Below are 14,557 nucleotides of genomic sequence, written 5' to 3' on the forward strand. Positions count from 1 at the left end.
GGCAGGCGCATTGAGGGGAACAGGTTGAACCCTCCCCGGTGGTATTCCGCAGAATCTCTATTCTAAAAAGCCACCGTAGCAGAACAAAAGTCTGAAAGCCAGAAACAAAAAAATCCAGCCTGAACCACACAGGGATTCAGACTGGATCAGATGTTCTCAGTAGACGAGTGAGCGTTTAGCGACGCGACTCAGCAGAACGACGGTACCGCTGGACCGGAGCACTGTTCTGCAGGCTGTCCGGCGTCGATTTTTTAGCCGTCTGTGTGAAAGAAGAAGGAGGACGGAACATCGCATCTTCCGACTGTGCAGGGCTGGCTACCAGGTGTTGTGTCTTACTGGCCCGGGGCAGGCTCCGGCTGATACGTTCATCCCGCTGACGACGTACTGCATTCCTGGGAGTTCCCGACAGGTTGGCCGCAGGCTGGAAGCGGGCTGAGGTCGGCTGAGGCTGATTGCTGACTTCTCCCGACAGGTAAGAGACAAACTTGGAACTGGCCTTGTTGATGATCACCACCCGGCTGGCTGACTTGGGCTTGTTGAGCGGACGGATAATGCAGACCACTTCTGCTTCCCCTGCCTGATCCAATGCCGCCTGCAGCTGTGACAGGTCTGGATTACCGGTGGTTGCCGAGGTCACCTGTTGACGCGGCTGGCTGTTAGTCGGCATCGCCCGATTCAGGAACTCATCCAGCAGTTGCTGGTTGGGAGCCACCTGGGCTGCAGGAGCAGCTTCCGACATGGCGAACTTGGTTTCCGGAGCGGACTCCTGAACGGCAGGCTGTTTGTAAAGGGCCGTCAGGTTGCTTTCATCGAGCAGTTTATGCACCACGGGCAGACCGGCATACAGACCGCGGCGATCTTCCTTATCGACGGCAAAGCAGACACCCACCAGTTGGCCGGAGCGGTTAAACAGTCCCCCGCCTGAACGTCCCTGCACTGGCATGCCCGTGCATTCGATGTTGTCCGGTCCCAGGAAACGGTTGAGTTCGGTTACTTTGATTTTCTCCAGGGTCGGCAGTTCTCCACTGCTGCAACCCAGAGATGCTACGACGTCACCCGCTTTAACTTCATCTTCCAGTGGAGCCACTTTCGCAGCAGCCACGACGCCCGAAGTGGGAATCGAAATCAGTCCCACATCGGCTTCCAGATTATAACGGACCAGGGTACCCACATAAGTGTCGTACTTTTCGCCCTGGAAGACATCGACTTCAATCACGGAGTCAGCCCTGATGTCACTGAAGATATGACTGCAGGTCATGATCAGGGTTCGACCGACGGCACTGTGAATTACCGTACCCGAACCGAGGTCCATTCCCTTTTTGTCTTTGACACGAATGCGAACCGTGCTGGCCCGCCAGTTGATGATTTCTTCCTGGGGAGCGGCTTCCGCGAACTGATCGTTGGCAGCATCGCCAAACTGGGCACGAATCACGGGCTCTTCGACAGGAACCGAATCATCTTCAGATTTGTTTTTACCAAAGAACGGGAGATTGAATCCGCGCGATTTCTTTTCGGGCTGCTTCTGATCCTGTGCCAGCTGAATCGGGGCTTCTTCAGCCTGATTGCTGCGACGATCATTGGATGCGAAGACCACCGGGTTACGGGGCTGTGACCGTTCGGGCTGAGCAGGTTCCGCTGCAGGAATCCGGGCCAGCATCCGACGCAGATTACTTTCCGTTGTGGCACCGACAGAACGAGCCACCTCTTTACCATCGACTACCAGCACAAAAGCGGGAATGCTGGAAACATTAAAACGTCGGGCCAGCTCAGGTTCCTGATCGACGTCGACTTTCTTGATTGGATAGCCTTCACGTTTCAAACGTGAAACCAGCGGACTCATTTTCTGACACGGGCCACACCAGGTCGCAGTGAAATCCAGCAGAACCCCTTTAGGAGCAGCTGCCAGTGCAGAACCGGTCATCATCAGAAAAGTGAATACGAATGTCGCTAATAATCTCATCTACCAACTCCTCACAATCGTTGGTTTCAACGCGCAACGCGTTTTAAAATTTGAGAAAGGGGTATCTGTTCGATGCTCGCCGCAAAATGTGGAACACATACTGAGGACAGAGCAGACAACCATGGAGGTCGTCGTGAGCAGAGAAGCAGTGCGCAGAGATTGCAGCACAATCTCTGTGTGAGCGAAAAACTGCTTGAGCCCCCTCTCGATAAGAAGAGATTCGACAGTTCGAACTTTCACGGCCGGGTTGAGAGCGTCAACCGGCAGTCTGTGTGAAATCAGCTTCACGGTGCGGCTTCCATGCCTGGGGTTTTGGTTCCCATGAACAACTGGGAATTTGGGTCAGTTTGGGGTGAATCGTGTCCGGTCTTCCTTAACCGCTGACGTTGATTCGAATGAATTGTCGGTTCCGTACGTTCGTGTACTATTTAATAGAAATGGAATTCAGAATCCCATTTGTGACGGGTCACTTTGAATCACGCACCTCGCATACCAGAATCGCAATTTATTTTGCGAAAAATCAGCGAGAACGCGTAAATACATTAAAGATTATTCCTTGTAAATAGGATTTCTTCTGGAAGCTTTTACAATCGCCTCTCAGAATCGCCGATTTGGTGACTTTTTTGCAAGACATTGTAATTTTTACGCGATTTTTCGAGTTTTTTAAGCTCTGGCCCGAGGGGCCGATTTTAAAGGCCAGGCCCTTCCAATACCGGGGAATTTGCCAGGACTCGAAAACTGGTTGTGTACTTTTTGGTCTCACGGCAACTATAATAGTCAGTGGTCCCCAGCAGAGTGACTCTGGTATCCGGGGCCGTGTTGTTTTAACATAACCACCATTATTGAAACAACTTATGCCCCTTGAGGCGTGAACCACTCCTCAAACACCTGCCTTGTACACAACGACAGTACCTCTGTCAGTCTGCTAACATCGAACTCAAAACCACCCGGATTTAGCCCGAGCAGTTGAAATGCCACTCATTTTCGACTCTCAGGCCGTAGAAAACCTGATTCAAGCCGCCATGTATCGACCCGAAAGACAAACCCTGATCATGAAATCGTTCCCGCTCCTGCTCCTGATGCCCCTGCTGCTCCTGCCGATCGGCTGTGGTAAACAGGATGAGATTCACACCTATGAAGTCCCTAAAGAGGGAACCGACCTCGGCCCGGCACAGGCCACCCCAGCAGAAGCAAAACCGACCCGCATGCTGGCGGCCATCCTGCCCGGAGTCGGACGGAACTGGTTCTTCAAAATGACCGGGACTCCCGAGCAGGTCGCTGCTCAGTTTGATACCTTCATCGAATTCCTCAAATCGGTGACCCTCAAAGCAGGTCAGCCCGAATGGAAGCTCCCTGCAGACTGGACCCAGGAACCGGGCAGTTCCATGCGATTTGCCACCCTCAAAGTCAAAGACACAGATCCCCCACTCGAAATGTCGGTCATCCCCCTGCCGCCAAGCGGCACACTGGAAAACGTCAATCGCTGGCGTGATCAGGTTGGTCTGGCTCCCATTACTGAAAAAGACCTCACAGCAGCCGAAGGCGTTTCTCCCGGTCTGGACCAGGAACAGTTCACCCTGAAAACCGGCGACAAAACAATCACGGTCGTCAGCCTGGATGGAAAGATGGCTGACAACCCCATGAGCCGGGCTCCCTTCGCTTCCGGCATGATGGGTGGTGGCATGCCCGCACCAGGAGGCCCTGCCGCTTCCACACCGCCGGCTGCCGCCGCACAGATTAAATACGAAACCCCCTCAGGCTGGAAACCCGGTCGCAGCGGAGGCATGCGGAAAGCCGCCTTCAATGTCTCTGCGGACGGAGAGACCGGCGAAGTCACCGTGATCGATCTCGCCAAAGACAGTTCTCCCCTGCTCCCGAATATCAACCGCTGGCGTGACCAGGTGAAACTCAAAGCCATTACCGACGCCGATCTGTCGGGGAACTCGGAGCAACTCAAAGCCGGGGATCTCGAAGCAACCTATGTCAAACTGATCGGCCCCGAAGGCGAAACACCACGACCGGCCATTCTGGGTGCCATCATCTACCGGGACAATCTGGCCTGGTTCGTGAAATTTACCGGCCCCGCAAAGCTGGCAGAAAAAGAGGAAGCGAACTTCAAAGAGTTTGTGAAGTCGATCCGTTTTGAATAGTCCGGCCCCGGCCTGACCACACAATCCATTATTAGTTTTTGAGTCTGACCCTCAGGAAATCCGTATGTCAACGAATACCCTCCCGGAAACATCTCACGAAACTGCCTCGCCCGAGTCCGGCTCTGGTTCCGCGAATTTCAATAAGCATTTTCTGAACTTCCTGACGCCCCTGGCCTCGCTGAAAATCACCGTGGCCCTCTTCGCGATGGCCATCTTTATCATCCTGGCCGGAACTCTGGCTCAGGTAGAAAAAGATATCTGGGTTGTGATCGACGAATACTTCCGCACCGCCATCGCCCGTATCGATTTCAAAATCTTCTTCCCCCCTTCCTTCTTCCCCGGCATTAAACCGGACAGCATTCCCGGTTTCTTCTACTTTCCGGGGGGCTGGCTCATCGGTTTCATGATGGGCGTCAACCTGTTGGCGGCCCACCTGATACGTTTCAAAGTGCAGGGCAAAGGTAAAGAGCGCACAATTGGCTGGAGCATTATCGGCGTCGGCCTGCTCCTCACCTGGCTGGTCATCGCAGGCGGTTCGAATAAAGACGGGTTCCAGGAATATTCAGTCATGAGCTGGCAGGTCCTCTGGTGGCTCTTCGAAGCAGGCCTCGCGTTGTCTGCTATCGGCGGTCTGGCTTTGTTCTTCATGCTCCCTAAACATCGCAAAGTCGAACGTGGTCTCGCCATCGGCGGCGCGATCATGCTGGGATTCTTGACCGCCTGGTTTATCTCCAAGGGGGATGCCGCCCGCTTTAGCGATTCCTCCATGCGGATTCTCTGGCAGTTGATTAAAGCAACTTTCGTCGGTGTCGTACTGCTCGCCGGTTGTATTCCGCTCTTTAAGAAACGGGCCGGGGTGGTGCTCCTGCACGCAGGTGTAGGCCTGATGATGCTCAGCGAACTCATCGTGGGCACCATGGCTGTGGAAACACAGATGACCGTCTCCGAAGGTCAGACAACCAACTTCGTCCAGGATATCCGCGAGATCGAACTGGCCATCATCGACAAAACCGATCCCCAGAAAGATCGCGTCACCGTCATCCCCAAATCGATCCTGCTTAAAAATCGCGAAGGCGTCGTCTCAGATCCCGCACTCCCCTTCGATTATGAACTGATCCACTACTACCAGAACTCGTCGCTCCGTAAGATTTCGTCGCTGACCGCTGAAGAGAAAAAAGCGGCCGACAATCCCGCGACGACCGGCGTCGGTAAAGAATGGATCGCCCTGCCGGTACGGAATACCGCCGGTACCGATATGGGAGGCGGAGTCGACATCCCGGCAGCTTACATCAAAATCATCGACAAAAAGACCAAAGAGTCTCTGGGAGTCTACCTGGTCAGCCTCGATCTCTCGCTGCGGGACTTCGGCGAACAGGTCGTCGTCGATGGCACTCCCTACGAGCTCTTCCTGCGATTCAAACGCTACTACAAAGATTACACCGTCAAACTGATCGATGTCCGCAAGGATGATTACGCCGGCACAAGCACGGTGCAGAACTATTCGTCTGATATCCGCCTCGTCGACAACGAACGCAACGTCGACCGCGATGTGCACATCTGGATGAATAACCCCCTGCGTTACAGTGGCGAAACATTCTACCAGAGCGGTTATCACCAGGATCCCCGTACGGGCGAAGAAACGACAACACTCTCCGTCGTCACCAACATGGGCTGGATGATTCCGTATGTCTCCTGCATGATCGTCGTGGTCGGCATGTTCTATCACTTCATGATCACCCTGCTCCGCTATCTCGGCCGCCGCGAAAAACAGCGCACCGAGCCCCAGGCCATTGAAGAGTTCGCCGGGGATAAGTCGGGAGAAATGACACCCGCACAACTCCGCAAACGACGCAACGAAAAACTCCAGAAATATCTGATTCCGATTACCATCTTCATCATCTTTGGCGGCTACCTGATGGGCAAAGCCGTTGTGCGGAAACCCGACTCCAACCAGATGAATCTCTACAAGTTCGGCGAACTGCCCGTCCTCTACCAGGGACGCGCCAAACCCATCGATACACTGGCCCGTAACAGTCTGCGGATTGTCTCAGGCAAGCAGACCTTCAAAGACTCAGACGGTAAAACGCAGCCCGCGATCAAGTGGTTTCTCGATACCATCGCCAACCCGGAAGCTTCGTTCAAGCACCGGGTGTTCCGCATTGAAAACCCGGAACTGCTCACCGTGCTGGGTCTCAAACGCCGCGAAGGGTTTCGTTATTCGTTCGAAGACTTCATCGAGAAACTTCCCGAGCTGACCCGACAGGCCGAACTCGCCCGCAAGGCAGGCAAAGGCCAGGCGAGTCTCTTCCAGTCCCGTGTGCTGGAACTGGAAAAGAAAATCGGTATTGTCGATCTGCTCATGCAGGCCTTCAATCCACCTCAGATTCGTCCGGAAAATGCACGTCAGGATGTGATGGAAGCCTTCCGGCGACAGGAAATGCTGGCCCAACGGAATCCACCGCTGGCGATTCCTCCCAAGCTTCTGGAAGACAAGGAGGACCAGAAACCGGAAACCGCCATCGACGATCAGTGGCAGACCTATTCCGCCTCCTGGCTGCGTGATCTGCTGAGCCTCAGTGTCAATAACGAAAAAGAAAACGAAGCCACCCAGGCATGGACGGCAATTCTCGTCGCCTATTCGCGCGATAATGTCACCGATTTCAACAAAGAAGTCCGCGACTACCAGAGCTGGTTGAATCGGAACCGCGCCGATCTGCCACACACCAGCCTGAATAAGATCGACTTCGAAGCGTTCTACAATCACTTCGAACCCTGTTACTATGCCGCCGTGCTGTATCTGTTCGCGTTTGTGCTGGTCTGCCTCTCCTTCCTGTTCCTGCAGCGTCCACTGGGCAGTGCCGCCTTCTGGCTGATCGTGCTCACATTCGTGGTACACACGTTCGCGCTGATCGCCCGCATCTATATTTCGGGCCGTCCCCCGGTGACTAATCTCTACTCCTCTGCCGTCTTTATCGGCTGGGGTGCAGTATTGGCGGGGATCGTGATTGAACGTATCAACCACCTGGGCATCGGGAACCTGCTGGCCTCGGTCGCCGGCTTCTCAACACTGCTGATCGCGCACATGCTCGCCGGTGATGGTGATACCATGGCCGTCCTGCAGGCTGTACTGGATACACAGTTCTGGCTCGCCACTCACGTGGTCTGCATCACCCTCGGTTATGCTGCGACTTTTGTGGCTGGTCTCCTGGGACTGTTCTATATCCTCTGGGGCACCTTAACGCCCCGCATGACAGCCGATGCAGGCAAAGAAATCATTCGCATGCTGTATGGCGTACTCTGCTTCGCCATCATCCTCAGCTTCTTCGGCACCGTACTCGGCGGTCTCTGGGCCGACGATTCCTGGGGCCGTTTCTGGGGCTGGGATCCGAAGGAAAACGGCGCACTGATTATCGTGCTCTGGAATGCCCTCGTCCTGCACGCCCGCTGGGGTGGTATGGTTAAAGATCGGGGAATGGCCATCCTTTCGATCGGCGGGAACATCGTTACCAGCTGGTCCTGGTTCGGCGTTAACGAACTGGGTGTGGGTCTGCACTCCTACGGATTCACCGAAGGCGTACTGCTGGCACTCGGCCTGTTCATGCTCTCGCAGCTGGCCGTCATCGGCATCGGTCTGATTCCGCAGCGAAAGTGGTGGAGTTTCAAACAACGCCAGGCATAAGTCACAGCGGATTTCCGTCGCTCTACATGACGGAAATCCGCCCGTCTGACGGTCCACTTCAACAGAACCTGAGGCCAATCCCTGTAGTCCCGCTGCAGTTGTTTCCCCCTGAAAAACAGACCTTTCCCACTGGTTTTCACGGAAAAACCTCCTCACGCACACAGGCCTATCCCTCATTCCTTTTTGAATGAAGGATAACACTCGCACAGTATCCCTTTGTCTCTTATCCCTATCTTGACTGACGCGAATTTCGCCCGTCCGATGCTGTGGTAGATCCCTCCTTAATATCATAACTTTGCAGCGCACTACAAACGCGCGACGACAATCAGGCATGAAGACTCGAAGCTGTGAAGGGATTCCGTTTCAGAAAAGTCGACATGCTCCGCCACTACCTTGCCATCACCGTTCTGCTGGTTGCCAGTCCCCCCCTGGCATCCGCTGCCTTCGATCCGTATCACCTCGGCTACGAAGAGACTCCGGGCCGCGTCAGCTATGATGCCACTGACGAAAGCTACAACGCCGACGTCGCAGAACTGTTCGGCAAGCACGCCTGGTTTGGTCGCTTTCATCCCCACTTCGGCTACCGGCATGAGCTGGGTGATACCATCGGCCGTACCGGGGGACTCTCCTCGTTCGATCTGTTCTTTCCCGTGCTGGAAGACTGCAACAGTGAGTGGCTGATTTTCGTCGACGCGCAACTGCTGCTCGACGATCAGAACAATAACCTCGGCTCGAATCTCGGCGTCGGTGCCCGTCGCTACCTGCCCGGCTGGAATCAGACCCTCGGTGCTTACGTTTATCACGACACACGCGATACCGGCCTGGCTTCGTTCCAGCAGGTTTCCGGCGGTTTTGAAATCCTGGACGACCTGTTTGAAACGCGAGTCAACTGGTATGTCCCCACCGGCCAGACGCAGTCACAGTGGGGCGAAGAACTGGTTCCCGGAAGTACCTTCCGTTTCGTCAATCATCAACTCTACACCGGAGCGATCACCCGGTACTATCAGAATGCCCTACTGGGGGCCGACCTGGAGACCGGCGTGCGCGTCTTCACAGGCTACAAGACGGACCTGCGTGCCTTTGGAGGCTGCTACTTCTTTCAGGCACAGAACAGCGATGCGGCCTGGGGCTGGAAATCACGCGTTGAAACCCGCATCTCGGACCTCGTGGCTCTCAACCTGAGTGTGCAGCACGATGACATTTTCCAGACCACGGTCAACTTCGCCGTCTCCGTCCAGTGGCCCAGCCTGAGTGGTCTGAGAGACGGACCCGCCGCCGGTCTGGTCGCCCGCGATCGACTCGGGGAAACCCCCGAACGTCTCCGCAGCATTGTCGTGCAGAACCGGAGTGTGGAAGATCCTAACGGAACTCCGGTCATCAATCCTGCTACCGGGAATCCCTACTACTTCACGCACGTCGCTACCGGCGGCAACAGTGATGGCTCCTACGAAGATCCTTACGCAACACTCGCCAAAGCCTTCGCCGATCCACGGACACAACAGGGCGATCTGATCGTCTACGACCATCGCGATGCCTCCGAAGCGGGCGACTTTGTGCTCGCTCAGAATACACGCGTCCTTTCGACCGGACCTGCGCAGTACATCAACACCCAGTTCGGACAGCTGCAGATTCCCGACTCGGGCTCGGGGCTGATTCCCCAGATCACCGGCAGCTTCACCATGCATCACAATACCGAAGTCACCGGCTTTAATCTGATCAACGGCAGTGGCCCTGCCATCACCGCCAATGGCGTGGGCAATGTGCTGATCTCCCAGAACACAATCAACAGTTCCTACGCAGGCAGTGCCGTTTATCTGAACGGCCTGACGGGCCCCGTCACCTTTAATCAAAGCCCCATCACTGCAACCAGCGGGACAGCGATCTCCATCCACAACAGCAGTGCCGATGTCACCTTCACCGACAGTATAATCACAGGTACCGGCGCCAACGCCATTGATATTCTGAACTCCAGCGGCACCATTCAGCTCGGTTCGATCACCGCAACCGGCGGAACGACTGCGGTGAATATCGACAACAGCTCGGCGCGCATCACTATTGACGAACTCAACAGTACCAATGCCTCGAACAGCGCCCTGGCCGTCAATCAGCTGACCGGCAGCCTGGAAGTCAAACAGGGTACGATTACCAACAGCGGCGTCGCCGGGGTGCAGCTGACCGACTCCACCGAGATCACGCTCCGCGACCTAACCATCAACACGCCTGCGTCCAATGCGACGGGTACTTCGATTACTGCAACAGGAACCAGCAACCTGCTGGTGGCCAGCAGCGCAATCAATCATGCAGGTGCAGGCACCGCCGTCAGTCTGACCAATTCCAGTGGCACCGTCACCTTCGATCAAACGCCCATCACCAAGGACGACGGTCTCGCCGTTTCGATTTCCGACGGTAATGCGAACATCACATTCACCGGCAGTGACATCACCAACACCGACGGAGAAGGAATCGACATCCAGAATGCAGGCGGTTCCATTCAACTGGGAACGATCACGACCACGAACGGAGCTGTTTCAGCAAACATCAACGGCGGTGATGCTGACATCACCATCGCAGAACTCAACAGCGATAACGCCTCTACCAGCCCACTGGTCATCAACAATCAGACCGGCAGCTTCACCCTCAACGGAGGAACTTTCACCAGCATCGGAACTGCAGGCGCACAGATCACCGACTCTTCCAATGTCACCATCCAGGGTGTGACGATGCAGACCCCGACCACTTACGGGATCTATGCCCAGAACGTGAACGGCCTGAATCTCAACGGCAATACGATTATCGACGTCAGCCTGGATGGGATCTATGTGCAGAATCTCACCGGCACCAGCAGCATCAGCGGTAACACCATTCGCAGCCTGCTCAGTGCCTTCGACAACGCGATTGAAGTTTCAACTTCCGGTGATGCGAGCCTCGATATCGACAACAACATTATCTCCAGCATACTCACGATCGGCAGCAACGGGATTGATGTCACCACAGACGCAGGCAATTCCACGATTAACATTCGCGGTAACCAGATCTCCAGCGTTGCGAACGGATTCGGCGATGCGATTCATTTCACCGGTAATTCCACCGGTACCACAAACCTGACCATCAGCGGCAACACGGTCGAAAATACGCTGGGAATCTTCGGGGATGCCATCGACGTCCGCTACAACGCCGGCTCCGCCACGACCAGTATCGTCTCCAACACCATCGATTCCGACGACCTGCTCAACCTGATGAATGGCGGCATCTATCTGAATCTGAATACCACCGGAGCCACCGAAACCTTCATCGATCAGAACATCGTCTCCGATGACGCCATTGCCGGCCTGCTGAATGACGGGATCTTTGTCGACATCGACCGGGGCACCAACGATACCATCGTGCATGTCACGAATAATGAGCTCGGCGGTTCCACCGACATTCTGGATGACGGAATTCAGATCCGCATGGGCAACAGCGGCGTCAGCAATGTGGCCCATGTGCAGGTCAACGACAACCAGATTTACGGCCTGCTCAACTTCGGGCTCAATGTCAGCGTCGCGAATGCGAACACCATCAGCATGCAGGTCGATGGAAATGACACCAGCCTGCTGACCACGCTCAACTTCCTCAGCGGCCTGGGAGCTACCACAAAGATTGAAGACATCAGCAATCTCTCCGCCAACAACAGCAACGCAATCGTGCTCCTGTTGGGGCTCGGATCCTACCAGAACACCACCGACTGGCTCCTGCCTTAATCCAGACACTCGCTGCATACTGCACAGCCTCCCACCGATTTTATAGTCGGCATACAAACGCGCTAACCGTCATCTTTTACCAGATTTGACTGAGCCGATCTGTACAACACACAGTGTCCACTTCTGATAGTCTGCAGGATTTTACCGTTCAGATTAAAAGTAGTGACAGACGAATATTCCAGATAACCACCGTACTCTCTCTGGAATGGAATCCATGAAACGACTGTGCTTCGCCCTGCTGTTGACCCTGTGTGCCACCGCCAGCCCACTCTCTGCAGATACCTTCGATCCCGAACCGGTAGACCCCGGCTTCGAAGGAGGCCAGGTCAGTGGCGATGTCAGCGAACTGTTCGGCGACTCTGCCTGGTTCGGCCGCTATCGCCCGCATGTCGGTTACCGTTACCAGGCCGGAGACACCATCGGTCGTATCGGCGGACTTTCCTCCTTTGATGCTTTCTTCCCCGTGTTGGAAGGTGATGACAGTGACTGGCTGATGTTCATCGACGCCCGCCTGCTCCTGGGTGACGACAATCACAACCTCGGCTCCAATGTGGGTCTCGGGGCCCGTCAGTATCTCCCCGAATATCAACGGACCATCGGGGGCTATATCTACCATGACACCCGCGATGCCGGCTATGCCAACTTCGATCAGGTTTCCGGCGGTATTGAAACCCTCGGCGATATCTGGGACGCCCGCCTCAACTGGTACGTCCCCACCGGCACCACCCGCAAGCAATACGCCACTACACACGTCAACAATGGTGGGAGCTACCAGTTCATCGGCCACTACCTGTATGGCGGCACATTCACCCGTTACTACCAGGCCGCGATGAAAGGCCTCGACATGGAAGCGGGTGCCAAATTCTACACCAATGACTACATGGACCTCCGCGCCTACGCGGGCTGGTACCACTTCCAGGCTTCCGGAAGCCCTCAGGCCTGGGGCTGGAAATCACGCGTGGAAAGCCGCATTTCGGACATGGTCGCGTTGAACCTCAGCGTACAGAATGACCGCGTCTTCGATACCACAGTCAACTTTTCCGTCGGCATTCAGTGGCCCAGCATCACCGGCCTCCGTAACGGACCCCGCTCCGATCTCAAAGCCTGGGATCGTCTCGGTGAAAGCCCCGAACGGCTTCGCGCCATCGTCGTCGACAACCAGGAAGTCCAGGATCCTAACGGAGGCCTGATTATCAATCCATCCACAGGGAATCCGTACTACTTCATGCACGTCGCCACCGGCGGCAACAGTGACGGTTCCTACGAAGATCCCTACGCGACCCTCGCCGCAGCCTTCGCTGATCCACGGACGCAAGCGGGCGACCTGATCGTCTACGATCACCGCAATGGTTCGGAAACTGGTAACTTCGTCCTGGCTGACAATACACAGGTCCTCTCCGAAGGCCCCGCACAGTTTATCAACTCCCAGTTCGGATCGATCCAGCTGCCCGACTCGGGTACCGGCATCAACCCGGACATCACCGGCAGCTTCACGATGAGTAATAACAGTGTCCTCTCCGGTTTCGATATTACGACCGCCTCTGGAGATTCAATCATTGCCAGCAGCGTCGGAAACATTCGGATTGCCAACAGCACAATCACAAATACATCGACAGGTGCGGGCATTAACCTGAATCAGGTGACAGGCACCATCACTGTAGACAACACTCCGATCTTGAAAACCAATGGACAGGGACTGCGAATTCTCGGCGGTGACGCGGATATCACTTTCACAAACAGCACGATTACAACAAACAATGGTTCAGTCTCTGTCGACATTCAGCAAAATGCAGGCTCGGTTCAGCTTGGCCAGTTGAATATCACAGATTCCAATTATGATGTTTTCATTGCCAGCGGCACAGCGGACGTCACAATCGAAGAATTGAACAGTACTAATTCTGTGAACGGACCTCTCGAAGTCAGTAACCATAACGGCTCCGTAACATTGAATGGTGGTACGTTTAACGGCGGCAGCACGGGAGTCGACATCTTCGCCTCACAGAATGTGACGATCCAAAATGTGACCATGAATGCCCCGACCGGTAGCGGAATCCGAGCCAATGGAATTACGAATTTCAATTTCTCAAACAATACGATCAATAACGCCAGTCAAGATGCGATTACGGTCAGCAATGCCTCCGGGACAGGCACCATCAGCGACAACAAAATCCACAGTATTGTCACCGCCTTTGACAATGCCATTGAAGTCACCACCAATGGGGACACCACCCTCAACATCGACGACAACATCATCACCAGTCTGCTCACCATCGGCAATAATGGCATTGATGTCACCACCAACGCAGGTAACGCTACGGTCAACATCCGTAACAACCAGATCACCAGTATCGCCAATGGTTTCGGGGATGCCATCTCCTACACAGGCAACACCACCGGCGTCATGAATACCACAATCTCCAACAACAAGATTTTCAACACCCTGGGTGGATTCGGCGATGCCATCGACGTCCGTATCAATAACGGCTCTGCGACGACCACCATCAGCCAAAACACGATCGACTCCGACGACCTGGTCAATATCTTCGGCAGTGGCGTCTATCTCAACCTGGACACCACAGGCAGCACTACCTCGTACATCACGCAGAATACCATCTCTGACGATACCAACGCTGCCCTGTTCAACGACGGTATCGCCCTGGACATTGACCGCGGTACCAACCACGATGTCTTTATTAACAACAACGACATTGCCCAGTCCGGGGGAATCTTCGACGATGGAATTGAAATCCTGATGGCCAACGGAATCGGTGCCTCCGCCAATGTCCAGATTCACGAAAATACTCTCAACGGCAGCGCCGGGATTGGCGGACGCGGACTCGATGTCGCCGTCTTCTCACCGGATCAGATCTTCCTGGATGTCATGGATAACACGACCGACACCGCACTCGACTTCTTCGCCGGTCTGGGGGGAACCATCAACATCACCGATCTGCCGAATCTGTCTGCCAACAACAACGGTGCTGCAGTCAACCTGCTCGGACCGGGAACCATCCAGAACGCCCCCTAA

5 protein-coding genes are annotated in these 14,557 nt (G+C 55.0%); 4 read left to right on the forward strand and 1 reads right to left on the reverse strand.

All coding sequences use genetic code 11. The features are described from left to right. Nucleotides 1–175: 175 nt before the first annotated feature. A complete protein-coding gene (locus FYZ48_RS12325; RefSeq protein WP_149340800.1) occupies nucleotides 176–1,960 on the reverse strand; it encodes a thioredoxin domain-containing protein in 1,785 nt (594 codons plus the stop codon). 971 nt (nucleotides 1,961–2,931) lie between these two features. Here FYZ48_RS12325 and FYZ48_RS12330 point away from each other — a divergent pair. From FYZ48_RS12330 to FYZ48_RS12345, 4 genes are all read left to right on the forward strand, one after another. After that, nucleotides 2,932–4,110 (forward strand): hypothetical protein, encoded by a 1,179-nt coding sequence (locus FYZ48_RS12330; RefSeq protein ID WP_149340802.1) that lies wholly within the window; start codon nucleotides 2,932–2,934, stop codon nucleotides 4,108–4,110. Nucleotides 4,111–4,174: 64 nt separating this feature from the next. Continuing rightward, a complete protein-coding gene (gene ccsA / locus FYZ48_RS29840) occupies nucleotides 4,175–7,789 on the forward strand; it encodes a cytochrome c biogenesis protein (RefSeq protein WP_149340804.1) in 3,615 nt (1,204 codons plus the stop codon). Between the two features lie 377 nt (nucleotides 7,790–8,166). Then, nucleotides 8,167–11,529, forward strand: coding sequence for a right-handed parallel beta-helix repeat-containing protein (locus FYZ48_RS12340; protein ID WP_149340806.1), 3,363 nt, complete (start codon nucleotides 8,167–8,169; stop codon nucleotides 11,527–11,529). A gap of 214 nt (nucleotides 11,530–11,743) precedes the next feature. Next, nucleotides 11,744–14,557, forward strand: a complete 2,814-nt coding sequence (locus tag FYZ48_RS12345; RefSeq protein WP_187781995.1) for a beta strand repeat-containing protein — start codon at nucleotides 11,744–11,746, stop codon at nucleotides 14,555–14,557.

It is taken from the genome of Gimesia chilikensis (assembly GCF_008329715.1).
Lineage (GTDB): Bacteria > Planctomycetota > Planctomycetia > Planctomycetales > Planctomycetaceae > Gimesia > Gimesia chilikensis.

Bases quoted from the DNA above. Each gene is read 5' to 3' on its own strand.
- FYZ48_RS12325 (WP_149340800.1), bottom strand. From the start codon at position 1,960: ATGAGATTATTAGCGACATTCGTATTCACTTTTCTGATGATGACCGGT.
- FYZ48_RS12330 (WP_149340802.1), top strand. From the start codon at position 2,932: ATGCCACTCATTTTCGACTCTCAGGCCGTAGAAAACCTGATTCAAGCC.
- ccsA (WP_149340804.1), top strand. From the start codon at position 4,175: ATGTCAACGAATACCCTCCCGGAAACATCTCACGAAACTGCCTCGCCC.
- FYZ48_RS12340 (WP_149340806.1), top strand. From the start codon at position 8,167: ATGCTCCGCCACTACCTTGCCATCACCGTTCTGCTGGTTGCCAGTCCC.
- FYZ48_RS12345 (WP_187781995.1), top strand. From the start codon at position 11,744: ATGAAACGACTGTGCTTCGCCCTGCTGTTGACCCTGTGTGCCACCGCC.